Below are 24,009 nucleotides of genomic sequence, written 5' to 3' on the forward strand. Positions count from 1 at the left end.
CATGACAGACGCCTCCCGCACCCGCATCCTCCTCGCCGACGACCACGCGCTGGTCCGCCGGGGGGTCCGTCTCATCCTGGACGGCGAACCGGACCTGACCGTGGTCGCGGAGGCCGCCGACGGCGCGGAAGCCCTCGAACTGGCCCGGGAGCACCGCCCCGACCTGGCCATCCTCGACATCGCCATGCCGCGCCTGACCGGTCTGCAGGCGGCCCGTGAGCTCTCCCGCACGCTGCCGGAGACCCGGATCCTGGTGCTGACCATGTACGACAACGAGCAGTTCTTCTTCGAGGCGCTGGCCGCCGGGGCCTCCGGCTACGTCCTCAAGTCGGTCGCCGACCAGGACCTCGTGCAGGCCTGCCACGCCACCATGCGGGGCGAGCCCTTCCTCTACCCGGGGGCGGTCAACGCCCTCATCCACAACTACCTCGACCTCGCGCGCGAGGGGCGGACCCTGCCGGCGAAGGCCATCACCGACCGCGAGGAGCAGATCCTCAAGCTCGTCGCCGAGGGCCACACCTCGCAGCAGATCGCGGACATGCTGGTGATCAGCCCCAAGACGGTGGAGCGGCACCGTGCCAATCTGCTCGCCAAGCTGGGCCTGAAGGACCGCCTGGAGCTCACCCGGTACGCCATCCGGGTCGGTCTGATCGAGCCCTGACCTCCGCCCCCGGCCGCACGGGTTGCCAGACTGGAGCCGGACCGCGCAGCGGTCCCGCCGCCGCCCGCAACCCGGGAGAGCCCGCCGATGCCGTACCCGTACGTCCTGCTGTCCGCCGCCGTCTCCCTCGACGGCTACCTGGACGACACCGGCCCGGAGCGGCTGCTGCTGTCGAGCCCGGCCGACTTCGACCGGGTCGACGAGGTACGGGCGTCCGTGGACGCCATCCTGGTCGGCGCCGGCACGATCCGCGCCGACAACCCCCGGCTGCTGGTCAACTCGCCCGAGCGCCGCGCCGGCCGGGTCGCCGACGGCCTGCCGGAGTACCCGCTGAAGGTCACGGTGAGCGGCTCCGGCGACCTGGACCCGGCGGCCCGCTTCTGGCACACCGGCGGCGAGAAGGTCCTGTACACCACCGGCAAGGGCGCCGAACGGGCCCGCGCCCTGGGCATCGCCGCGGACGTCGTGCCGCTCGGCGACGCCCTGGACTGGCGGCGGCTGCTGGAGCACCTGCACGACGTGCGCGGGGTACGGCGGCTGATGGTGGAGGGCGGCGGGCGGATCCACACCCAGCTGACGACCCAGGGCCTCGCCGACGAGCTCCAGCTCGTCCTCGCCCCGCTGTTCGTCGGCGACCCGGACGCCCCACGCCTGTTCGGCCCCGGCTCCTACCAGGGCGGGCGGCTGCGCCTGGTCGAGACCCGGCCCCTCGGCGACGTCGTCCTGATGCGCTACGAGCCCACCGCGCCCGGCACCGGAGCGCTGCCGTCCGCCGCCGACCGCCACTGGCTCGCCCTCGCCTGCGACCTGGCCGCGCAGTGCCCGCCCTCCGGGACCGCGTTCAGCGTCGGCGCGGTCGTGGTCGCCGCCGACGGCACCGAGCTGGCGCGGGGCCATTCCCGGGAGGGCGACGACCCGGTGGTGCACGCGGAGGAGGCCGCGCTCGCCAAGGCCGACCCCACCGACCCGCGGCTGGCCGGCGCCACCGTCTACTCCAGCCTGGAACCGTGCGCCCGCCGCGCGTCCCGGCCGGCGCCCTGCGCACGGCTGATCCTGGACGCGGGGGTGCGCAGGGTGGTCACGGCCTGGCGGGAGCCGGACACCTTCGTGACGGACGCCGACGGCAGCGCCGTACTGACGGACGGGGGCGCCACGGTGCTGGTGCTGCCGGACTTCGAGCAGCGCGCGAAGGCGCCGAACGCGCACCTGCTGGGCGGCTGATCGCGCCCGCGGGGGAAGTGGTGTGCATCGGGCCCCGTGGATGCCGTACACTGGTGTTTACCGACGCGGGGTGGAGCAGCTCGGTAGCTCGCTGGGCTCATAACCCAGAGGTCGCAGGTTCAAATCCTGTCCCCGCTACTGAAGGCCGAGGGCCGGAATCCGAAAGGGTTCCGGCCCTCGGTGTTTCTCCACGACGACGCCCGTTCCCCGCCTGCACCCCGCTTCTCACGCACAGTGAGGGAACGGCGCCGCAGCGCATAACAACTGACGCACCGTCAGGTTCGACGGGTCGTCAACGGTGCAGTCAACTCGCCCGTTTTCGCCCCCTCATGGCACTTAAGTCCGCGCGGAAATCGTTAACGATCAAGAGGAACGGCTTGGAATCCGGACCCCGCGTCTATTAACGTTCGATAACGCAGCGCGGTCGTCCCAGCCGTCACAGAAGGCGGCTCCGTGCGCACGCGCCGAATCCCGCAAGGGAACCGGGGAACCACCACCATGGGGTGAATCGGGCGGATACCGCCGTGGAAGCACGGTTCGTATACGCGCGTAGGAGACCTTCCTGCTCCGAACCCGTCAGCTAACCCGGTAGGCGAGAAGGAAGGAAAGGAGCGCGCCCACGTGGCGTCCAACCCGCCTGCCCCCGAGGCCCCGTTCAAGCCGAGCGACACCTTCGCCTACGGCGCCCCCGGCGCCGACGAGGGCCCCTTCGAGGAGTGGAACCCCACCGCGGAGTCCGTGCGCCCCGTGCGCGGCCGGCACCGCGTCGCCAAGCAGCGCGGAGGCGGACTCGCCCGCAGCTCCACCGTCCTCGGTGTCGGCGTCATAGCCGCCGTCGGCGCCGGCGGCATGGCCAGCGCCCAGACCGGCAAGCCGCCTGTCTCCATCTCCATGCCCGACCTTCCCAACGTGGGTTCCCTCATCTCCGACGAGGAAACCCCGAAGGGCTCCAGCACCCCCCTCAGCGACATCGGCCGGATGGCCGCCGCCGACACCGGCACGGAGGAGGGCGCCGGAGCCGGCGAGGCGCTGCGCGCCCGCATCATGGCCCAGGTCGAGCAGCAGCAGGGCCAGGCGCAGAGCAAGGCGCAGGCCGCCGCCCTCGCCGCCGCCGAGAAGGAGGCCGCCGAGGCCGCCGCCAAGGCGGAGAAGGAGGCCAAGGAGAAGGCCGAGGCCGCCAAGAAGAAGGCGGAGGAGGAGGCCGCGAAGAAGGCCGAGGCCGAGCGTCTCGCCGAGCTGGCCAAGCAGTACGCGCTGCCGACCTCCTCGTACACCATCACCTCGACCTTCGGTCAGGCCGGCGCCTACTGGTCCTCCGGCTACCACACCGGCCTCGACTTCGCCGCGCCCACCGGCACCCTGATCAAGGCGGTCCACACCGGCACGATCACCTCCGCGGGCTGGGACGGCTCGTACGGCTACAAGACCGTGCTCACCCTCGACGACGGCACCGAGGTCTGGTACGCCCACCAGTCGTCGATCAACGTCAGCGTCGGCCAGAAGGTCAACACCGGCGACGTGATCGGCCGTGTCGGCGCGACCGGCAACGTGACCGGCGCCCATCTCCACCTCGAGGTCCACCCCGCCGGCACCTCCGGCGGCGTCGACCCGGCCGCCTGGCTGGCCGGCAAGGGCCTCTCCGTCTGAACCACCCCGGCGGCCGTCTCCCGGCCGCCGACGCCGTGAACGCCGGCAGCCCCGACGACGACCCCCCGACGTCAGGGCTGCCGGTTCCGCATGTCCGGGACCTTCTCAGCGGCGGTAGGGGTTCTCTCCGTACGCCGGATACGGCGGCCGGCCCTGCGCGGGCCACGCCGCCGGGACGGGCCCGTACGCCCACCCCGCGCCGTACGGCACCGGGGGCGCCGTGAGCCGGGCCGCGTGCTCCAGCGCCGGCCGGGCCGCGGCGCGCCGGTGCCACAGCTCCAGCAGCAGCTCCCGCTCCCGCGTCGCGAAGTCCGCCCCGGCCTTCCCCGCGCGGCCCCGGTGCCGCAGGAACGCCAGCTGGGTCGCGTACGCCTCGTACTGGGCGACCGCCCGCGCGGCCGGCCTGCCCCCGTGCTCACGGGCCGCCTTCCGGGCGAGGCGCCGCGCCCGCATCGAGCCCAGCGCGAACGGCTCCGCCGGACGCAGCCAGCCCGCCACCACGTACGCGGGCAGCTCCGTGCGCACGGTCCGCAGCTCCCGCTGCCGCGTCCACACCACCAGCCAGGTCAGCAGCCCGAACGTCGGCACCATGAACGCCCCGTACACCGCGATGAAGCCGAACCGGCCGAGCGTGGTGGAGCCGTTCCACAGAGCGTGCATGCCCATCGCGAGGAGCAGCCCGGCGAGGGGGAGGAGGACGCGCCGCACCCGCCGGCGGTCGGCGGTCAGGGCGGCCGCGCCGAAGCCGAGTCCGGTGAGCACGGTGAACAGGGGGTGCGCGAAGGGCGACATGACGACGCGGACGAAGAAGGTCGCCGCGGTGACCGAGGCGATGCCGCTGCCGCCGGTGAGCTGGTCGGTGCCGAAGGCGTTGCCCAGGTAAAGGACGTTCTCGGTGAACGCGAAACCGGTCGCGGTGAACCCGGCCGCCACCACGCCGTCGAGGATCCCGTGGAAGTCGCGTCTGCGGAACAGGAAGAGCAGCAGCACCGCCGCAGCCTTCGCCGTCTCCTCCACGACCGGCGCTATGACCGTCGCGCCCAGGGTGTCGGCGCCGGCCGGGTCGGCGGTGGTCGTCGCTATCCACCGGGTGGCGAAGCTGTTCGCCACGATCGCGATCAGCGCCGCCGCGCACGCCCCCCAGGCGAAGGCGAACAGCAGGTTCCGCCAGGGGACCGGCTCCACCCGCCCCAGCCAGCGGAACGCCGCGAGCAGCAGGGGCACCGGCAGCACGGCCAGTCCCAGACCCACCAGGAAGCCCTGCGTGCCCGTCTGCTCCCGCACCAGCGCGAGGATCACCAGACCGGACAGGGCCAGCAGCGTGACCACCGCTCCGTAGCGGACCGCCGGGCGCTGCCACCAGTGCGGGTGCCGCAGCGTGCTGCCGGGAACTGCGCCGGGGTACGGCGGGTGCGGAGGGCTGCTGGCCACGGATTCGACCCTAACGAGAAAGGGGCAGGGCTGCGTGCGGGCTCAGGAGGAGGGCCGGGGAGGTCAGGCAGGGCCTCCGTCCCGGTGCCCGGCGCGGTCGTCGTGCGGTACGCGGCGGAAGAGCAGGTCGTTCACCACATGACCCTTGTCCAGGCCCTGCCGCTCGAAACGGGTGAGCGGCCGGAACTCGGGACGCGGCGCGAAACCGCCGTCCTCCCGGGTGTTCTCGAAGCCGGGGTGCGCGGTCAGCACCTCGAGCATCTGCTCCGCGTACGGCTCCCAGTCCGTGGCGCAGTGCACGAGCGCGCCCGGCGCGAGGCGGGACGCGGCCAGGGTCAGGAACTCCGGCTGGATCAGCCGCCGCTTGTGGTGCCGCTTCTTCGGCCAGGGGTCCGGGAAGAACACGCGCAGCCCGCTCAGCGCGTCCGGGGTGAGCATCTCGCGCAGCAGGATGATCGCGTCGCCGTTCGCCACGCGCACATTGGTCAGGCCGCGCTCCTCGGCGAGGTGCAGCAGATGCCCCTGGCCGGGGGTGTGCACGTCCACGGCGAGGATGTTCGTGTCCGGGTCGGCGGCGGCCATCTCCGCGGTGGCCTCCCCCATGCCGAAGCCGATCTCCAGGACGACCGGCCGTCCGTTCCCGAACAGCTCGGCCAGGTCCAGTCGGCGGCTGCCGTCGATGTCGAGCCCCCACACCGGCCACAGCCGCTGCAGCGCGTCCGCCTGACCTGCGGTGACGCGGCTGCGGCGGGGCTGGAAGCTGCGGATGCGGCGCTCGAAGTGCGACCCGGCGGGGTCCGCCTTCGGGCCGTCGGGGAAGCGCGGCTCCCCCTTCGCGCGGGCGCGGGGGGCCGACTCGCCGGCGGCGCGCTCGGCATGCGGTGCTTCGGGGGTGCTCATCACGGAATCAGACACAGTGCCCTCGATTTTACGGGGACGGCGCGCACGGCCGCCCGTCCCCGCGGACCGGCCCGGCGACCGCTCCCGCCACGCGCGCTCACCGCTCGCTCCCGGCGAGGACGGCCAGCGCCCGGCGGGCGATCTCCCGGCCGATCGGCAGCGAGGCGGTCGCGGCGGGCGAGGGGGCGTTCAGCACGTGCACCGCGCGGGGCGCCTCCCGGATCAGGAAGTCGTCGACCAGCGTGCCGTCGCGCAGCACCGCCTGCGCCCGCACCCCGGCCGCCGTCGGCACCAGGTCCTCGTCCCGCACGGCGGGCAGCAGCCGGCGCACGGCCCGCGCGAAGGCGGGCTTGGACAGCGAACGGTGCAGCTCCCCGGCGCCGTACCGCCAGTGGCGGCGGGCCAGCTGCCAGGAGCCGGGCCAGGCCAGGGTCGCCCCCAGCTCGCGCGGCCGCACGGTCCGCCAGTCGTACCCCTCGCGGGCCAGCGCCGGGACCGCGTTCGGCCCCACGTGCACGCCTTCGTCCGTGCCCCGGGTGAGGTGGACGCCGAGGAACGGGAACGCCGGGTCCGGCACCGGGTAGACCAGGCCCCGCACCAGCTCGGGGCGGGCCAGCTCGTAGTACTCCCCGCGGAACGGCACGATGCGGGCGCCCGGATCGTCGCCCGTGAGCAGCGCGATCCGGTCGCAGTGCAGTCCCGCGCAGTTCACCAGCGCCCGGGCGCGCACGATGTCGCCGGCCGCCGTCAGCACGGCCACGCCCCGGTCGGGGCGGCGGTCGACCCGGACCACCTCCGCGCCGTGCCGCACGTCGGCCCCGGACGCCTCCGCGAGCCGGCGGGCCACCGCGCCGTAGTCGCAGATGCCGGTGGCGCCGACATGGATGGCGGCCAGGCCCTCGACCTCCGGCTCGTACTCCGCGATCTGCGCGCCGCACAGCTCGCGCACCGACAGGCCGTTCTCCCGGCCGCGCTGCACCAGGGCGTGCAGCCGGGGCAGCTCCTCGCGCTCCGTGGCGACGATCAGCTTGCCCGTCACCGCGTGCGGGATGTCGTACTCCGCGCAGAACTTGACCATCTCGGCCGCGCCCGACACCGCGTACCGCGCCTTCAGGGAGCCGGGGCGGTAGTAGATGCCGCTGTGGATCACTCCGCTGTTGCGGCCCGTCTGGTGTCGGGCCGTGCCCTGCTCCTTCTCCAGCACGGTCACCCGCGTGCCCGGGGCCGCCCGCCCGAGGGCATACGCCGTCGACAGGCCGACGATCCCGCCGCCGATCACCACCACGTCACAGTCGTACGGCCCCGCCACCACCTGTGCCACCTCCCGCGTCGATAGTGCACTGCGCCACTGACAACGGCTTCAAACCAAGTGGGGGGCGGGACGGGTCAGGCCGTGGTCATCAGCAGCGGGCGGGCGCGCTCGCGCAGCTCGACCACGCGCGGCTCGTCGCCGTACGGCTCCAGCCGGTGCAGCAGGTCCCTGACGTACTCGGTGGTGCGCGCGGAGGAGATACGGCCGGCCACCTCCACGGCGCGTACGCCCTGCTCGCAGGCCGCGTCCAGGTTCCCGGACTCCAGTTCGGCGACGGCGGAGACCACCAGGCGCAGTCCGTGCGAGCGCACGAACTCCTCCGTGGGCTTCGACAGCGCCTGCTCGGTGAAGCGGCGCACCTGGCGGGGCGCCTTCAGATCGCGGTAGCACTCGGCGGCGTCGGCGGCGAACCGGTCGTAGGAGTAGAAGCCGAGCCAGGTCGGGTCGCTGTCGCCGGGGCGGGACCGCTCCAGCCAGCTCTCCGCCGACTTCAGCGCGGCGCCGGCCGCGTGCGCGTCCCCGGCGCGTGCGTGCGCGCGTGCCTCGACCAGGCGGAAGAAGCTCAGGGTGCGGGCGGTGGCCAGGCCGCGGTTGCGCTCCAGCGCCGCCTGGGCGAGGTCCACGCCCTCGTCGCCGAAGCCGCGGTACGTGGCCTGGAGCGACATCGAGGCGAGGACGTACCCGCCGAGGGGCACGTCGGCGGCCGCGCGGGCCAGACGCAGGGCCTGGATGTAGTAGCGCTGCGCCGCCTCCTGCTGACCGGTGTCGAACGCCATCCAGCCCGCGAGACGGGTGAGTTCGGCCGCCGCGCCGAAGAGTGAGCGGCCCACGTCGTCGGAGTAGGAGCCGAGCAGCAGCGGAGCCGCCTCGACCCTCAAGCACTCGGGAACCATCGACGAACGCCAGTCGCCGCCGCCGTACTTGGAGTCCCAGCGCCGGGCGTCCTCCGCGGCCTCGCGCAGTTTCCGCACATCGCTGTGGCCGACTTTGAGCGGTGCGCCGGAGCCGTCGGACGGGCTCGCCTCGCGCGCGACCGAGCTGTCGGCCGGGGTTATCAGCCACCGTGAGGCGGGAGTGGCGTACGCGCTCACCGCGAACGACCCGGCGAGGGACTGCCAGATGCCTCCGGAGCCGGCCCGACGGCCGGCGAGGTCCAGCCGGTACAGCTCGGTCGCGGACTTCACCGCCTGGCCGACGTCGCGCGGGAAGGCGAGACCCACCTCGGGCGCGGGATCGGCGTCCGCCAGGCCGATCTCGTGCAGCGGCACGGGGCGGCCCAGCTTCTGGCCGATGGCGGCGGCGATCAGGTGCGGGGCGGCGCCCTGCGGCACCATGCCCTTCGACACCCAGCGCGCCACCGACGTCTTGTCGTAGCGAAGCGTCAGTCCTCGCTGGGCGCCGAGGTCGTTGACGCGCCGCGCGAGGCCGGCGTTGCTGATTCCCGCGAGGGCGAGAACGGCGCCGAGCTTTTCGTTCGGCCCGCGTTGCTCCCTGGACATGCGCCACCCCTCGACACAGACGGCTGCCGCTCTGGCATAACCACGCGGCATTCGTAAACCCAGCGTAGTTCGCCGCATCCCAAGCGTTAAGGGGCATTCTGCCGGATGGCGGGATTGTGGTCCGTACTGAAGTACGGGTCCGATACGCGCAGTTGCGGCGTGCTCCCGGTGTGTGGCCGTGCGCCCGTCCGTGCGCTCTTCTCCGGCCATCCCGGGAGCGGTTCCATGGTCCGTGCGTGGGTCGGCCCGCTGTACTGGATCCAGTGGGCTGGGGGAACACCGCCGCCTTCATCCCCGCGGGCGGCGGAACGGCCCGGGAGGCGTGCTCCGCCCCCGGGCCGTACGCCCCGCGGTGGTGCGCAAAGCCTGTACGGAGCGTGTTCGAGTGTGATCTCACCGCTTCGATTTGGCCGAAAATCAACGCCACTCGTTTCAGCGTATCCCCGCTTCTATCCAGGTAGTTGAGGGCGCGTTGGTGGTTTTAGGGGCGCGCAGCGGGGGCGCATTCGCGTCGATGTGGCCTGGTGGGTGCGGGGTTCCCGTAAGCCGATCTCCGAGTCTCGGGCGGGTGTTCGGGCGCGCGTCGGGTCAAGGCCCGCGGAGGGTGGGTGTATCCGCCGGGGCGCACTCGACGGAGCACACACCGCTCCGGCAGCGTTGCCGAGCGCCTCCTTCATGGCAGCATGGGGAACCGGTTCGTACGGTGCACTGGTTGTCCACAGCTTGTGGAGGCGGCGATGCGGTGGTTGGTGGGATGGAGCAGCACCGCCGCGGCGGCCGGGGGATACGGCCCCGTCGGCTCCGCCGGCGCCACCGGCCTCGACGGTGAGACCCTGCAGCCCGTCGGCTCCCACCTCCTGTGGGGCGATCCCGACCCGCTGTGGGCGGTCGGCGACTGGCGCCCCGACGAGGTGCGGGTGGTCTCCGCCGACGGGCAGACCCGCATCGCCGTCCTCGGCACCTGCGGCGCCTCCGACGAACAGCTGCGCGTCGCGCTGTTCGCCGCGCGGGGCGGGGCGCTGCGGCACCTCACCGCCTGGCCGGGCAGCTACACCGCCGTTGTCCAGGTCGGACGCCGCATCACCGTGTGCGGCGACCTCGCCGGCGCCCGGCCCGTCTTCTACACCCCCTTCGAACGGGGTGTCGCCTACGCCACCGCCGCCCTGCCGCTCGCCGACCTCGTCGAGGCCAACCTCGACTTCGGACACCTCGCCGCGCTGCTCGCGGCGCCCGACGTGCCCGCCGCCCTCCAGGACTCCACCCCGTACGAGGGCGTGAAGCGCGTTCCGCCGGGGCACGCGCTGATCCTGCGCGCCGGGGCCCGGGAGATCACCGGGTACGAACCCGTCGCCTCCCTGGCCGTCGCCGCCCCGCCCGCCGACCCCGGCCACGCGGTGGACGCCGTGCGGGACGCGCTGGTGGAAGCGGTGCGGACGCGGCTGGCCGCGCCTCGTCATGTGCCCGGCGCCGACATGGACCCCGGTCCGGTGCCGGGCATGGGGCCCGCCGAACGGCGTGCGGCGCGGGGGACGCCGGTCGCGGGGATCGGGGCCGATCTGTCCGGGGGGCCGGCGTCGGGGGCTTTGGCGTTGCTGGCCGCCGGATTGCCCGGAAGACCCGGCACCGTGCTGGGGCACGGGACCGGCGCGGGGGAGCGGCTGCTGGCCGTCACCTTCAACGACCTCGCCGCCGGCGGGGCAGGGGGGCGCGACGAGGGCGAACTGGAGCGGGCGGGCGCGCTCGCCGCGAATCCCCGGCTGCACCATGTGGTGGTCGCCGGGGAGGAGTCGACCCTCCCGTATGTCGAACTGGACGTGCCGCTGACGGACGAGCCGGGGCCGTCACTGGTCGCCGCGGCGCGGCACCGGGCGCGACTGGCGGCGGGCAGCGCGGATCACTTCACGGGGTACGGCGCCAAGCAGGTGCTGGACGCTCATCCGGCGCGGCTCGCCGATCTGCTGATGGACCGGAAGCGACGGCATCTGGTGCGGCCGGTCGCGGCTCTGGCCAAGGCGGACGGGTCCGTGATGGTGCCGGCGCGGGTGTACGCCGCGGCCCGGAGGCTGGCGCGGACGCCGTACCGGACGGGGCTGGAGTCCCTCGCGCAGCGGCTGCTGCACAGGAAGCTGGACGACGAGGGGCCTGGGGGTGCTGCGGATGCCTCGCTGGCCGCGTTGACCTGGGGCCGGCCGGGGCCCGCGGCGCGGTGGCTGACCGGGGAGGCGTTGGCTGAAGTATCGGTTCGTCTCCAGGCGTCGACGTGGCGGTCGGAGGTCGGCCCCGGGCAGCGGCCGGGGGACTTCCGGGCACGGGCGGCGCTGGCGCGGTACGCGGCGGACGTGCGGGTGCTGGAACAGGCGGCCGAGATCCGCTCGCAGCGGCTGCACACACCGTTCCTCGACAACCAGGTGGTGCGGGCGTGCAGGGCCCTGCCGGAGGCGCTGCGGGTACGGCCGGGCGCGCGGGCGGCGATCCTGCGGTCCGTGCTGGAGGGCGCGGGGGTGCGGGATCTGCCGGCGGGGTGGGGGGCGCCGGGCGCGCCGACTACGGCGGTCGCCGCGCGGACGGGGCTGCGGGTGGCGGCGGGGTCGCTGATCTCGCTGTTCGACACGCCGCTGCTGGCGGAGGCGGGGCTGGTGGAGGCACGGGTCGTGCGGAAGGCCCTGCGGGGGGCGGCCGAGGGGGAGCCGCTGCCGCTGGACGGGCTGGCGGACCTGGTGGCGCTGGAGGTGTGGCTGCGGAGGCTGCTGGCGCGGCGGGGGACGTGCTGGACGGGGACACCGGCGAGGCAGAGGGCGGTGCCGGCGGGGATCGCACCGCAGCGAGGGGCGCTGGGGGCGGGGGCTGCGGGGGCTGCGGGGTCGCGCTGAGGCGGGGACGCCTGCGGCGCAGGGTGCGGTCCGGTGGGGGCGGGCGTGGCGCCCACGGCCGGTGGGTGGCACGGGGTCGCGCTGGGGGCGGACGTTCTCGGTCTGGCGCGATGGTGCGTGCTGAAGAGGCACAGGGGCGTGGACGCGCCAGCCGCTGCGGGCGACCGCCCCCGCCCCGCCCCCTTCCGCCCCCTTCCGCTGAGGGCGGCTGCGGCTCTCGCGACCCGCGGGCATGCGTGCCGCCCGGGGCGGCACGGGTGGGCGCGGCGGCACCTCGCCGGCGCCGAGCTGCGCAGACACCCCCGGCCCGCACCGACACGGGGCGCGACTCAGTACACCTGGGTGTGCGAGTCCCCGCTTCTCGGCAAGCCCTCCCACGGGAAGGGCCGGCGCCCCTGCTGAGGGACGCCGGCCAGGGCCGTCGAGAAGGGACCGCAGGTCAGGAAGGCCTGCTGCGGAGACCCTCCAGGAGGATGTCCAGGAGGCGGGCCGAAGCCGCCGCCTGCTGGGCCGCGTCGGGGAGAGAGGGCGCGGCCGTCGCTATGACGAGCAGCACGTCGGACACGGACACGTCCGCCCGCAGCTCCCCCGCCGCCCGGGCCCGCTCCACCAACTGCCCGACCACGTCGAGCAACTCAGCGGCCCCGCCGTCGTCCGCGGCCCGCTCCTCGGGCACGAGCCGCAGCTCCCCCGTCGGCTGCGTCCGCTGCTGGGGCAGCCGCGCGTGTTCCGGCAGCCCCCCCTCCTCCGCGACACCGACCCGCAGCACCTGCGGCGGCAGCAGCCGGCCCGCGCCGGAGGCGACCGACGTGCGCAGGAAGCGCGACAGCGCCGACCACGGCTCGTCCTCCTGCCCCAGAGCGGCGCGCGCCTGCTCCGTCAGCCGGGACGTCTCCTCCTCGGCGATCCGCCGTACGAGCACGTCCTTGCTCGGGAACCGCCGGTACACCGTGCCGACGCCGACCCGTGCCCGGCGCGCCACGTCCTCCATCGGCGCGCCGTACCCCAGCTCGCCGAAGACCTCACGCGCCGCACGCAGCACGTGCTCCAGATTGCGCTGGGCGTCGACGCGCAGCGGTGTGGTGCGTGTGCCGTCCGGGCGCCCGCCGGAGGCGGCGCTCATCGTCGCGCCAGAGGCGACAGCGGACGACCATCGAGAGTCCTGAACATGCATGTGTATCCCCCGGTAATGACGTCTCCCCCCGGAGACTCTCCCCGCCATTGACGTCCGGGGCGTGAGAACGGGACCGGCCTGTCGGTCCCGCCCGTCGCGGACCCGATGAGCACATCCCCCTGCACCCCGTCGACACATGAACATAGTTGAGAGGGGGTCAATTCAGAAGGGGCACGTTCCGCACGGAGCGCCCCTCGATCGGAGCACGAGTCGTATACGTCCCGAATGTTCCGTCAGGGGGGTGCCGATCATGCGATGTGACCTGCGGTGATCGGACCTGGGTCGGTAATTCGGCCAACCACCGGCAGGGGCGTCCTACGGTCACACAATTCGTCGGGGCTGTGGACAAACGGAAGCGACGGGTGCGTCATGGGAGGGTGAAGGAACGTGCGCGCATTCTCGTTGTCGGCGGCGGCTACGTCGGGATGTACACGGCCCTGCGCCTGCAGCGGAGACTGAAACGCGAGCTCGGACGGGGCGAGGCCGAGATCACGGTCGTCACGCCGGACCCGTACATGACGTACCAGCCGTTCCTGCCCGAAGCGGCTGCGGGTGCCATTTCCCCTCGTCATGTCGTCGTACCGCTGCGTCGTGTTCTCGACCGGTGCCGTGTCGTCATCGGGGAGGCCACGGCCGTCGACCACGCCACGCGGACGGCCACCGTCCGGACCCCGGCCACCGAGGAGGAGGGGACCGACGGCCGGCGGATCGAGTACGACGAGCTGGTGCTCGCTCCGGGGTCCGTGGCGCGTACCTTGCCCATTCCGGGACTCGCCGATCACGCCATCGGGTTCAAGACGGTGGAAGAGGCCATCGGGCTGCGGAACCACGTCCTCGAGCAGATGGACATCGCCTCGTCGACGCGTGATCCGGACGTGCGGGACGCCGCCCTGACCTTCGTGTTCGTCGGCGGCGGCTACGCGGGTGTGGAGGCGCTCGGCGAGCTGGAGGACATGGCCCGCTACGCCACGCGGTACTACCACAACGTCCGCCCCGAGGACATGAAGTGGATCCTGGTGGAGGCGTCGGACCGCATCCTGCCCGAGGTCGGCGAGGAGATGGGCCGCTACACGGTCACCGAGCTGCGACGGCGCAACATCGACGTGCGCCTGGAGACGCGGCTCGATTCCTGCGCCGACCGGGTGGCCGTGCTGAGCGACGGCTCGCGGTTCCCGACGCGGACCGTCGTGTGGACCGCCGGAGTGAAACCGCACCCCGTGCTCGCCGCCACCGACCTGCCCCTGAACGAACGCGGCCGGCTGCGCTGCACCGCCGAACTGGCCGTCGAGGGCGTCGCCCACGCCTGGGCCGCCGGCGACGCCGCCGCCGTGCCCGACGTCACCGCGGGGGAGAAAGGGCGGGAGTGCGCGCCCAACGCGCAACACGCCCTCCGCCAGGCCAAGGTGCTCGGCGACAACGTCGTCCACGCCCTGCGCGGGGAGCCCCTGGAGACGTACGCCCACAAGTACGCCGGTTCCGTGGCCTCCCTCGGGCTGCACAAAGGGGTCGCACAGATCTACGGACGCAAACTGAAGGGCTACCCCGCCTGGTTCATGCACCGGACGTACCACCTCAGCCGGGTGCCGACCTTCAACCGGAAGGCGCGCGTGGCCGCGGAGTGGACGCTCGCGGGGCTCTTCAAGCGGGAGATCGTCTCGCTCGGATCACTCGAACACCCTCGGGCGGAGTTCGAACTGGCGGCCGGTGGAAAGCCTTCCCACGACCCACCGCACAACCCGAAGGGGTCGTCCTGACCGGACCCAGGAACTCCTGGGGCCGGACCGGCGTCTAGCGGATGTCGGCCCGGCCGGACCCTGCCACACTGGTCCACCACCGCGGGCGGGAGGGCCCGCCCCGGTGCGGCCTCCGGGCCCCGGCCGGTTCCGGTATGGCCGCCGACAACTACACGAGGCAAGGATTCGTGAACTTCACGCGCTGGAGCGCCCGGCTCCCCGGAACGCAGCGCCGCGCCGCAGCGCGGACCGAGCAGACGGCACCCCCGGACCGGCGGGGAGAGGGCTCCGTGCCCGCGGCCCGCGCGGAAAGCCTCACCGACGGGGACCGGCCGCTGCCGGCCGTCGACGAGCTGGGGGTGCGCGAGGTCCTCGACCGCGTCCCTTGCCTGGTCGCCCTGGTCCACGGCCCGGACCACCGCATCGCCTACCTCAACGACGCCTACACGGCCGCCTTCGGCCTCCGCCCCGTCGGCGCGCCCGCCAGGGGAGCGCTCCCGGAGCTCGACGAGCTGGGCCTGCTGCCCCTCCTCGACCAGGTGCTGCGCAGCGGAAAGCCCCGGACGGTCAAGTCCCGCAAAGCGCCTGACGGCCGCTCGTACACGTTCACCTGCACCCCCGCCGGGGAGGGCGACAGCCGAGGTGTGCTGGTCTTCGCCACCGACGTCACCGACCACGCCGAGGCCGCCGAGCGGCTGCGCGCCAGCGAGCGCCGGCAGCGCGAGACCGCCGTCACCCTCCAGCGCTCCCTGCTCCCGCAGGAGCTGGAGGAGCCCGACGACCTGCGCGTCGCCGCCACCTATCACCCCGGCGGGACCGAGGCGGCCGTCGGCGGCGACTGGTACGACGTCATCACCCTCGGCGGCGGACGCACCGCCCTGGTCATCGGCGACGTGATGGGACGAGGCGTGCGCGCGGCCGCGGTCATGGGCCAGCTCCGCACGGCCGTCCGGGCGTACGCGCGCCTCGACCTCCCGCCGCACGAGGTGCTCCAGCTGCTCGACGGCCTCGCCATGGAGATCGACGCCAACCAGATCGCCACCTGCGTCTACGCCATCCACGACCCCAACGAGGGCCGTCTGGTGTACGCCTCCGCGGGGCATCTCCCCATCCTCGTGCGCGACGAGAACGGCACCGTCCGGCGCGCCGACGAACCGACCGGCCCCCCGCTCGGCACCGGCGGCTGGATGCACGCCTCCGGCTCCGTGCCGCTCGGTCCGGGATCCACCGCCGTCCTCTACACCGACGGCCTGGTCGAGCGCCGCGACGAGGACCTGGACGAGGGCATCGCCTCCCTGGAGCGCGCCCTGGCCGGAGCGACCGGCAGCCCCCAGGTCGTCTGCGACCGCCTGGTCCGCTCGGCCGGCGTCACCCCGGACCACGACGACGACGTCGCCGTCCTGGTCCTTCAGCACCCGGCGCGCTCCGGCCCGGAGGGCGAGCTGTTCCGCAACGCCGCGCTGGAACTGCTCGGCGGTGTCGAGGCGGCTCCCCGCGCGCGTGCCTTCGCGTCCGGCGTCCTCACCAGCTGGCGCTTCCCCGCCGAGCTGCACGACCTGGGCGTGCTGGCGACCAGCGAACTGGTCGCCAACTCCCTCCAGCACGGCACGCCCCCGATGCGGCTGCGCCTGCGCCGCACCGACCGCCGCCTGATCATCGAGGTCACCGACGGCGACGACCATCTGCCCAGACGCCGCCGCGCGGAGCCCGGCGACGAGTCCGGCCGGGGCATCGCCATCGTCGCGACGATCGCCTCCGCCTGGGGCAGCCGACGCACACCGGGCGGCGGCAAGGCCGTCTGGTGCGAGTTCCTGCTGCCGAAGACCGCCGGCGTCGGCGTCTGACGCGCGCGGTCAGGCCGGAGCCGGCGCCTGTTCGGTGCCGCCCTGTGCCACGACCCGGCTGCCCGCGGCCGACGGCTGGTCCTGCACGGCGGTGAGCCGGCGCCCGAGCCGCAGGGCCAGCACGGTGATCCCCAGCGAGAACAGCAGGAACACCACGATGTACGGCGCGTGCAGCGAGGCCGCCATCGGGCCGCCCACCGCCGGACCCACGGCCAGCGCGAGCTGCTTCACCAGGGCGAACGCCGAGTTGTACTGACCGGCCATCCCGGCCGGCGCCAGGTCGGCGACCAGCGGCGCGAGCGTCGGCGACAGCATCGCCTCCCCGAGCCCGAACAGCGCGTACGTCGAGACGAACGCGGCCGTCGCCATCTCCTGACTGGCACCGCCCAGCCCCGCGTACCCGGCCACGGCCCATGCCACGGCCCAGATCAGACCCACGGCGGCGATCACACGCGACCGCTTGCGCCGCTCCACGAAGCGGAGCACCGCGAACTGCGCGACGACGATCATCAGCGTGTTCGCCGCCAGCGCCGTCCCCAGCGTGGAGGTGGAGATCCCGGCGGCCTCGACGCCGTACGCGCTCAGGCCCGACTCGAACTGGCCGTAGCAGGCGAAGAACAGCACGAAGCCCAGCACGCACAGCTGCACCATGGCCCGGTTGCCCAGAAGCTCCTTCCAGCTGCCCTTGGCCGACTGCGCGGGCGTGCCGTCGATCCGCGGCGAGCGCGGCATCCGCACCGTCGACATCACCACGACCAGCAGCAGGAACATCACCGCTTCGATGGCGAAGAGGAGAGTGAACGAGCCCGCTTTCGTCGGGTCGACGAGGTGGCCGCCGATGAGGCCGCCGACGCCGAGCCCGAGGTTCTGCAGGAAGAACTGCGTGGCGAACGCGCGCGACCGGGTCTCCGGGCCGGAGCAGTCCACGATCATCGTGGCCAGGGCCGGCTGCATGACCGCCTGTCCCGCGCCGAGCGCCGCCGCGGACAGCAGCACGGTCACCGCGCTCGCCGACAGCCCCAGGCTGAGCGAGCCGATCGCGGCGGTGAGCAGGGCGGCGAGCAGCACCGGAAGCGGGCCGCGCCGGACGATCGCCCGTCCGGCCGGCGGCAGCACGATCAGTGCGGCCACGGCGAAGACGGCGAGGACCAGCCCCGCCGTCATAGACCCCAGCCCGCGCACCTGCGCCACATAGACGTACAGGTACGGGACGGTGAAGCCCAGCCCGAAAGCGCTGAGTGCGTTGCCCACGTGGATCCGGCGCATCGCTGCGCCCATCGCCCTGGTCACGTTCACCTCTCTCACTAGTTAGGAGTGAAGACTTAGAAGCTAAAGTTCGAAGCTAAAGAGTACACACAGAAGGACTTCAAGGCAAAGAAGGGGCGTGCCATACTGCGGGCATGGGCGACACCCCCGGCGTGGAAGAGCCGACCCTCGAAGAGCAGATCGCCGCGTACCAGCGCGAGTTCCAGGACCTCGACCCGCAGGTCGAGAAGATCGTCAACGCGCTGTCCCGGCTCAACCGCCGCATGAACGTCGCCTACGGACGCCAGACCGCCGAGCTCGGCATCACCAACGCCGACTGGGAGGTCCTCAAGGCGCTCGTCCTCTCCGGCGCCCCCTATCGGATGGGCCCCAGCGACCTCGCCAAGCGGCTGGGTCTCACCCCGGCCGCCATGACCCACCGCATCGACCGGATGGTCGCCGAGGGTCTGGTGACCAGGGAGCGGGACGAGAGCAACCGGGTCCGCGTCATCGTGGAGCTCACCCCGGCCGGCCGGGCGAAGTGGCAGGAGGCCATGCGGATGGCCACCGTCTTCGAGGCGGACCTCCTGCAGGACCTCAGCCCGGGGGAGCGGAGCGCCCTCGGTGAGGTGCTGACGCGCCTGCTGCGCAGGGTGGAGGACGCCCAGCCGGACGCCGGCGGACGCCTCACCGACCTGGACTGAAAGATCTTGGCCTGCGCCACTTGACGCGGCCCCGCGCGGTCCGTAAAGTTCTTCGAGTTGCCATGGGGCCGTAACGGTTCTCCGGCAGCACTTCCGCCGCGAAAGCGGCAACCAAACCTCAGTACGACCTCCCAGTGGGAACGACTTCGGTATGCCTGCATGCCTGAATTCAATTCCACACTCCCGATTTGGGAAACACGGAGAGAGTCCGCTAAGGTTTGAGACGTCGGAACGGCCCGCAAGGCCGGAAAGACAAACCCCGCTGACCGGGGGTCAGGTCGAGAAAAAGATCTGATAGAGTCGGAAACGCAAGACCGAAGGGAAGCGCCCGGAGGAAAGCCCGAGAGGGTGAGTACAAAGGAAGCGTCCGTTCCTTGAGAACTCAACAGCGTGCCAAAAGTCAACGCCAGATATGTTGATACCCCGTCCATCCGGTTCGGATGGTCGAGGTTCCTTTGAAGAAAACACAGCGAGGACGCTGTGAACGTCGGGACTATTCCTCCCGATGTTCCGCTCTCGTGATGTGTGCACCCGATCACGGGTAAACATTCACGGAGAGTTTGATCCTGGCTCAGGACGAACGCTGGCGGCGTGCTTAACACATGCAAGTCGAACGATGAACCTCCTTCGGGAGGGGATTAGTGGCGAACGGGTGAGTAACACGTGGGCAATCTGCCCTGCACTCTGGGACAAGCCCTGGAAACGGGGTCTAATACCGGATACTGATCATCTTGGGCATCCTTGGTGATCGAAAGCTCCGGCGGTGCAGGATGAGCCCGCGGCCTATCAGCTTGTTGGTGAGGTAATGGCTCACCAAGGCGACGACGGGTAGCCGGCCTGAGAGGGCGACCGGCCACACTGGGACTGAGACACGGCCCAGACTCCTACGGGAGGCAGCAGTGGGGAATATTGCACAATGGGCGAAAGCCTGATGCAGCGACGCCGCGTGAGGGATGACGGCCTTCGGGTTGTAAACCTCTTTCAGCAGGGAAGAAGCGAAAGTGACGGTACCTGCAGAAGAAGCGCCGGCTAACTACGTGCCAGCAGCCGCGGTAATACGTAGGGCGCGAGCGTTGTCCGGAATTATTGGGCGTAAAGAGCTCGTAGGCGGCTTGTCGCGTCGGTTGTGAAAGCCCGGGGCTTAACCCCGGGTCTGCAGTCGATACGGGCAGGCTAGAGTTCGGTAGGGGAGATCGGAATTCCTGGTGTAGCGGTGAAATGCGCAGATATCAGGAGGAACACCGGTGGCGAAGGCGGATCTCTGGGCCGATACTGACGCTGAGGAGCGAAAGCGTGGGGAGCGAACAGGATTAGATACCCTGGTAGTCCACGCCGTAAACGGTGGGCACTAGGTGTGGGCGACATTCCACGTCGTCCGTGCCGCAGCTAACGCATTAAGTGCCCCGCCTGGGGAGTACGGCCGCAAGGCTAAAACTCAAAGGAATTGACGGGGGCCCGCACAAGCGGCGGAGCATGTGGCTTAATTCGACGCAACGCGAAGAACCTTACCAAGGCTTGACATACACCGGAAAACCCTGGAGACAGGGTCCCCCTTGTGGTCGGTGTACAGGTGGTGCATGGCTGTCGTCAGCTCGTGTCGTGAGATGTTGGGTTAAGTCCCGCAACGAGCGCAACCCTTGTCCCGTGTTGCCAGCAGGCCCTTGTGGTGCTGGGGACTCACGGGAGACCGCCGGGGTCAACTCGGAGGAAGGTGGGGACGACGTCAAGTCATCATGCCCCTTATGTCTTGGGCTGCACACGTGCTACAATGGCCGGTACAATGAGCTGCGATACCGCGAGGTGGAGCGAATCTCAAAAAGCCGGTCTCAGTTCGGATTGGGGTCTGCAACTCGACCCCATGAAGTCGGAGTCGCTAGTAATCGCAGATCAGCATTGCTGCGGTGAATACGTTCCCGGGCCTTGTACACACCGCCCGTCACGTCACGAAAGTCGGTAACACCCGAAGCCGGTGGCCCAACCCCTTGTGGGAGGGAGCTGTCGAAGGTGGGACTGGCGATTGGGACGAAGTCGTAACAAGGTAGCCGTACCGGAAGGTGCGGCTGGATCACCTCCTTTCTAAGGAGCACTTCTCACCAACTCCGGTTGGTCAGAGGCCAGTACATCGGCGAACGTCTGATGCTGGTTGCTCATGGGTGGAACGTTGACTACTCGGCACGGTCCAGGATGGACCAGGCGCTAGTACTGCTCTTCGGGGCGTGGAACGCAGATCTGGTCAACTGACTGTGTCGGGCACGCTGTTGGGTGTCTGAGGGTTCGGCCGCATGGTCGCCTTCAGTGCCGGCCCCGGTAAAAATCTGCTTCGGTGGGTTGTGACGGGTGGTTGGTCGTTGTTTGAGAACTGCACAGTGGACGCGAGCATCTGTGGCCAAGTTTTTAAGGGCGCACGGTGGATGCCTTGGCACCAGGAACCGATGAAGGACGTGGGAGGCCACGATAGGCCCCGGGGAGTCGTCAACCAGGCTTTGATCCGGGGGTGTCCGAATGGGGAAACCCGGCAGTCGTCATGGGCTGTCACCCTTGCCTGAACACATAGGGCAAGTGGAGGGAACGCGGGGAAGTGAAACATCTCAGTACCCGCAGGAAGAGAAAACAACCGTGATTCCGGGAGTAGTGGCGAGCGAAACCGGATGAGGCCAAACCGTATGCGTGTGAGACCCGGCAGGGGTTGCGCATTCGGGGTTGTGGGATCTCTCTTTCATGGTCTGCCGGCCATGAGACGAGTCAGAAACCGTTGATGTAGGCGAAGGACATGCGAAAGGTCCGGCGTAGAGGGTAAGACCCCCGTAGTCGAAACGTCAGCGGCTCGTTTGAGAGACACCCAAGTAGCACGGGGCCCGAGAAATCCCGTGTGAATCTGGCGGGACCACCCGCTAAGCCTAAATATTCCCTGGTGACCGATAGCGGATAGTACCGTGAGGGAATGGTGAAAAGTACCGCGGGAGCGGAGTGAAATAGTACCTGAAACCGTGTGCCTACAAGCCGTGGGAGCGTCGGAACAAGGCTTGCCTTGTTCTCGTGACTGCGTGCCTTTTGAAGAATGAGCCTGCGAGTTTGCGGTGTGTTGCGAGGTTAACCCGGGTGGGGAAGCCGTAGCGAAAGCGAGTCCGAACAGGGCGTTTCAGTAGCACGCTCAAGACCCGAAGCGGAGTGATCTAGCCATGGGCAGGTTGAAGCGGAGGTAAGACTTCGTGGAGGACCGAACCCACCAGGGTTGAAAACCTGGGGGATGACCTGTGGTTAGGGGTGAAAGGCCAATCAAACTCCGTGATAGCTGGTTCTCCCCGAAATGCATTTAGGTGCAGCGTCGTGTGTTTCTTGCCGGAGGTAGAGCACTGGATAGGCGATGGGCCCTACCGGGTTACTGACCTTAGCCAAACTCCGAATGCCGGTAAGTGAGAGCGCGGCAGTGAGACTGTGGGGGATAAGCTCCATGGTCGAGAGGGAAACAGCCCAGAGCATCGACTAAGGCCCCTAAGCGTACGCTAAGTGGGAAAGGATGTGGAGTCGCACAGACAACCAGGAGGTTGGCTTAGAAGCAGCCACCCTTGAAAGAGTGCGTAATAGCTCACTGGTCTAGTGATTCCGCGCCGACAATGTAGCGGGGCTCAAGCGTACCGCCGAAGTCGTGTCATTGCAGCAGATAGCCCCAACGGGTGCTGTGATGGGTAGGGGAGCGTCGTCTGCCGGGTGAAGCAGCCGCGGAAGCGAGTTGTGGACGGTTGACGAGTGAGAATGCAGGCATGAGTAGCGATTCACACGTGAGAAACGTGTGCGCCGATTGACTAAGGGTTCCTGGGTCAAGCTGATCTGCCCAGGGTAAGTCGGGACCTAAGGCGAGGCCGACAGGCGTAGTCGATGGATAACCGGTTGATATTCCGGTACCCGCTGTGAAGCGTCAAACATCGAATCCAGTGATGCTAAGCCCGTGAAGCCGCCGGCTGAGTCTTCGGACGAGGTCGGAGTGGTGGAGCCGGTGACCCGAGCTGGTAGTAGGTGAGTGATGGGGTGACGCAGGAAGGTAGTCCATCCCGGGCGGTGGTTGTCCCGGGGTAAGGGTGTAGGACGTCAGGTAGGCAAATCCGCCTGACATGTGTCTGAGACCTGATGCCGAGCCGATTGTGGTGAAGTGGATGATCCTATGCTGTCGAGAAAAGCCTCTAGCGAGTTTCATGGCGGCCCGTACCCTAAACCGACTCAGGTGGTCAGGTAGAGAATACCGAGGCGTTCGGGTGAACTATGGTTAAGGAACTCGGCAAAATGCCCCCGTAACTTCGGGAGAAGGGGGGCCACACCTGGTGATAGCACTTGCTGCTAGAGCTGGGGGTGGCCGCAGAGACCAGCGAGAAGCGACTGTTTACTAAAAACACAGGTCCGTGCGAAGCCGTAAGGCGATGTATACGGACTGACGCCTGCCCGGTGCTGGAACGTTAAGGGGACCGGTTAGCTCACTTTCGGGTGGGCGAAGCTGAGAACTTAAGCGCCAGTAAACGGCGGTGGTAACTATAACCATCCTAAGGTAGCGAAATTCCTTGTCGGGTAAGTTCCGACCTGCACGAATGGCGTAACGACTTCTCGACTGTCTCAACCATAGGCCCGGTGAAATTGCACTACGAGTAAAGATGCTCGTTTCGCGCAGCAGGACGGAAAGACCCCGGGACCTTTACTACAGTTTGATATTGGTGTTCGGTTCGGCTTGTGTAGGATAGCTGGGAGACTGTGAAGCTCGGACGCCAGTTCGGGTGGAGTCGTCGTTGAAATACCAGTCTGGTCGTGCTGGATGTCTAACCTGGGTCCGTGATCCGGATCAGGGACAGTGTCTGATGGGTAGTTTAACTGGGGCGGTTGCCTCCTAAAGGGTAACGGAGGCGCCCAAAGGTTCCCTCAGCCTGGTTGGCAATCAGGTGTTGAGTGTAAGTGCACAAGGGAGCTTGACTGTGAGACCGACGGGTCGAGCAGGGACGAAAGTCGGGACTAGTGATCCGGCGGTGGCTTGTGGAAGCGCCGTCGCTCAACGGATAAAAGGTACCCCGGGGATAACAGGCTGATCTTCCCCAAGAGTCCATATCGACGGGATGGTTTGGCACCTCGATGTCGGCTCGTCGCATCCTGGGGCTGGAGTCGGTCCCAAGGGTTGGGCTGTTCGCCCATTAAAGCGGTACGCGAGCTGGGTTTAGAACGTCGTGAGACAGTTCGGTCCCTATCCGCTGTGCGCGTAGGAGTCTTGAGAAGGGCTGTCCCTAGTACGAGAGGACCGGGACGGACGAACCTCTGGTGTGCCAGTTGTTCTGCCAAGGGCATGGCTGGTTGGCTACGTTCGGGAGGGATAACCGCTGAAAGCATCTAAGCGGGAAGCCTGCTTCGAGATGAGGACTCCCACCTCCTAGAGAGGGTAAGGCTCCCAGTAGACGACTGGGTTGATAGGCCGGATATGGAAGCACGGTAACGTGTGGAGTTGACCGGTACTAATAGGCCGAGGGCTTGTCCTCAGTTGCTCGCGTCCACTGTGTTGGTTCTGAAACCACGAACAACCCCATGTGCCACACATGGTGCGGTTGACAGTTTCATAGTGTTTCGGTGGTCATAGCGTAGGGGAAACGCCCGGTTACATTCCGAACCCGGAAGCTAAGCCTTACAGCGCCGATGGTACTGCAGGGGGGACCCTGTGGGAGAGTAGGACGCCGCCGAACAATTCTTGAGAAAGCCCCCGTGCCATTCGGCACGGGGGCTTTCTGCGTTTGCGGTGTCCT

13 protein-coding genes, 1 tRNA gene, 3 rRNA genes and 1 riboswitch are annotated in these 24,009 nt (G+C 69.8%); of the genes, 11 read left to right on the top strand and 6 right to left on the bottom strand.

Annotated elements, in window-relative coordinates; translation table 11 throughout:
* The first annotated feature begins 1 nt into the window (after window position 1).
* From ELQ39_RS16990 to ELQ39_RS17005, 4 genes are all read left to right on the top strand, one after another.
* Complete coding sequence (locus ELQ39_RS16990; protein ID WP_190004535.1) at window positions 2-661, top strand: response regulator; 660 nt, start codon at window positions 2-4, stop codon at window positions 659-661.
* Window positions 662-748: 87 nt separating this feature from the next.
* The gene (locus ELQ39_RS16995) at window positions 749-1,882 is read left to right on the top strand and encodes a dihydrofolate reductase family protein (protein ID WP_225644406.1); all 1,134 of its coding nucleotides are present in this window, start codon (window positions 749-751) and stop codon (window positions 1,880-1,882) included.
* Between the two features lie 64 nt (window positions 1,883-1,946).
* Window positions 1,947-2,020, top strand: a tRNA-Met gene (locus ELQ39_RS17000).
* 314 nt (window positions 2,021-2,334) lie between these two features.
* Window positions 2,335-2,492: riboswitch (cyclic di-AMP (ydaO/yuaA leader) on the top strand.
* Between the two features lie 11 nt (window positions 2,493-2,503).
* Window positions 2,504-3,529, top strand: coding sequence for a M23 family metallopeptidase (locus tag ELQ39_RS17005; RefSeq protein ID WP_190004537.1), 1,026 nt, complete (start codon window positions 2,504-2,506; stop codon window positions 3,527-3,529).
* Window positions 3,530-3,634: 105 nt separating this feature from the next.
* Here the strand turns inward: ELQ39_RS17005 and ELQ39_RS17010 are convergent, their stop codons facing one another.
* The 4 genes from ELQ39_RS17010 to ELQ39_RS17025 form a co-directional block, all read right to left on the bottom strand.
* Window positions 3,635-4,960: a PrsW family intramembrane metalloprotease gene (locus tag ELQ39_RS17010; RefSeq protein ID WP_242592556.1), complete on the bottom strand. Its 1,326-nt coding sequence runs from the start codon at window positions 4,958-4,960 to the stop codon at window positions 3,635-3,637.
* 63 nt (window positions 4,961-5,023) lie between these two features.
* A complete protein-coding gene (gene trmB / locus ELQ39_RS17015; RefSeq protein WP_242592558.1) occupies window positions 5,024-5,860 on the bottom strand; it encodes a tRNA (guanosine(46)-N7)-methyltransferase TrmB in 837 nt (278 codons plus the stop codon).
* A gap of 97 nt (window positions 5,861-5,957) precedes the next feature.
* A complete protein-coding gene (gene lhgO, locus ELQ39_RS17020; RefSeq protein ID WP_190004540.1) occupies window positions 5,958-7,181 on the bottom strand; it encodes an L-2-hydroxyglutarate oxidase in 1,224 nt (407 codons plus the stop codon).
* Window positions 7,182-7,246: 65 nt separating this feature from the next.
* Window positions 7,247-8,671, bottom strand: a complete 1,425-nt coding sequence (locus ELQ39_RS17025; RefSeq protein WP_242592559.1) for an MFS transporter — start codon at window positions 8,669-8,671, stop codon at window positions 7,247-7,249.
* A 737-nt stretch (window positions 8,672-9,408) separates the two neighbouring features.
* Here ELQ39_RS17025 and ELQ39_RS17030 point away from each other — a divergent pair.
* Window positions 9,409-11,541 carry an asparagine synthase-related protein gene (locus tag ELQ39_RS17030; protein WP_242592561.1) on the top strand — a complete coding sequence of 711 codons (2,133 nt, stop codon included), beginning with the start codon at window positions 9,409-9,411 and terminating at the stop codon, window positions 11,539-11,541.
* Window positions 11,542-11,980: 439 nt separating this feature from the next.
* Here the strand turns inward: ELQ39_RS17030 and ELQ39_RS17035 are convergent, their stop codons facing one another.
* On the bottom strand, window positions 11,981-12,715 hold the full coding sequence (locus ELQ39_RS17035; RefSeq protein ID WP_242592562.1) for a TetR/AcrR family transcriptional regulator: 735 nt from the start codon (window positions 12,713-12,715) through the stop codon (window positions 11,981-11,983).
* Window positions 12,716-13,092: 377 nt separating this feature from the next.
* Here ELQ39_RS17035 and ELQ39_RS17040 point away from each other — a divergent pair, with 377 nt between their 5' ends.
* Window positions 13,093-14,469, top strand: coding sequence for an NAD(P)/FAD-dependent oxidoreductase (locus tag ELQ39_RS17040; RefSeq protein WP_337663013.1), 1,377 nt, complete (start codon window positions 13,093-13,095; stop codon window positions 14,467-14,469).
* Between the two features lie 167 nt (window positions 14,470-14,636).
* Window positions 14,637-16,292, top strand: a complete 1,656-nt coding sequence (locus tag ELQ39_RS17045) for a SpoIIE family protein phosphatase (protein WP_190004545.1) — start codon at window positions 14,637-14,639, stop codon at window positions 16,290-16,292.
* 9 nt (window positions 16,293-16,301) lie between these two features.
* On the opposite strand, the gene ELQ39_RS17050 is transcribed toward ELQ39_RS17045, so the two are convergent.
* Window positions 16,302-17,570: an MFS transporter gene (locus ELQ39_RS17050; protein ID WP_190004566.1), complete on the bottom strand. Its 1,269-nt coding sequence runs from the start codon at window positions 17,568-17,570 to the stop codon at window positions 16,302-16,304.
* Between the two features lie 122 nt (window positions 17,571-17,692).
* Between ELQ39_RS17050 and ELQ39_RS17055 the strand changes: the two genes are divergently transcribed.
* From ELQ39_RS17055 to rrf, 4 genes are all read left to right on the top strand, one after another.
* Complete coding sequence (locus tag ELQ39_RS17055) at window positions 17,693-18,241, top strand: MarR family winged helix-turn-helix transcriptional regulator (protein WP_242592563.1); 549 nt, start codon at window positions 17,693-17,695, stop codon at window positions 18,239-18,241.
* Between the two features lie 548 nt (window positions 18,242-18,789).
* Window positions 18,790-20,317 (top strand): 16S ribosomal RNA (locus ELQ39_RS17060).
* 308 nt (window positions 20,318-20,625) lie between these two features.
* Window positions 20,626-23,748: ribosomal RNA gene (locus ELQ39_RS17065) — 23S ribosomal RNA — on the top strand.
* Between the two features lie 84 nt (window positions 23,749-23,832).
* A 5S ribosomal RNA gene (gene rrf / locus ELQ39_RS17070) occupies window positions 23,833-23,949 on the top strand.
* The 16S, 23S and 5S rRNA genes sit together here, the layout of an rRNA operon.
* Window positions 23,950-24,009 lie beyond the last annotated feature (60 nt).

This window comes from Streptomyces sp. GB4-14, assembly GCF_022696125.1.
GTDB lineage: Bacteria > Actinomycetota > Actinomycetes > Streptomycetales > Streptomycetaceae > Streptomyces > Streptomyces werraensis.

Coding starts and splice junctions, on each gene's coding strand:
- ELQ39_RS16990 (WP_190004535.1), top strand. CDS start 2: ATGACAGACGCCTCCCGCACCCGCATCCTCCTCGCCGACGACCACGCG.
- ELQ39_RS17025 (WP_242592559.1), bottom strand. CDS start 8,671: ATGTCCAGGGAGCAACGCGGGCCGAACGAAAAGCTCGGCGCCGTTCTC.
- ELQ39_RS17055 (WP_242592563.1), top strand. CDS start 17,693: ATGGGCGACACCCCCGGCGTGGAAGAGCCGACCCTCGAAGAGCAGATC.
- ELQ39_RS16995 (WP_225644406.1), top strand. CDS start 749: ATGCCGTACCCGTACGTCCTGCTGTCCGCCGCCGTCTCCCTCGACGGC.
- ELQ39_RS17050 (WP_190004566.1), bottom strand. CDS start 17,570: ATGGGCGCAGCGATGCGCCGGATCCACGTGGGCAACGCACTCAGCGCT.
- ELQ39_RS17035 (WP_242592562.1), bottom strand. CDS start 12,715: ATGCATGTTCAGGACTCTCGATGGTCGTCCGCTGTCGCCTCTGGCGCG.
- trmB (WP_242592558.1), bottom strand. CDS start 5,860: ATGAGCACCCCCGAAGCACCGCATGCCGAGCGCGCCGCCGGCGAGTCG.
- ELQ39_RS17030 (WP_242592561.1), top strand. CDS start 9,409: ATGCGGTGGTTGGTGGGATGGAGCAGCACCGCCGCGGCGGCCGGGGGA.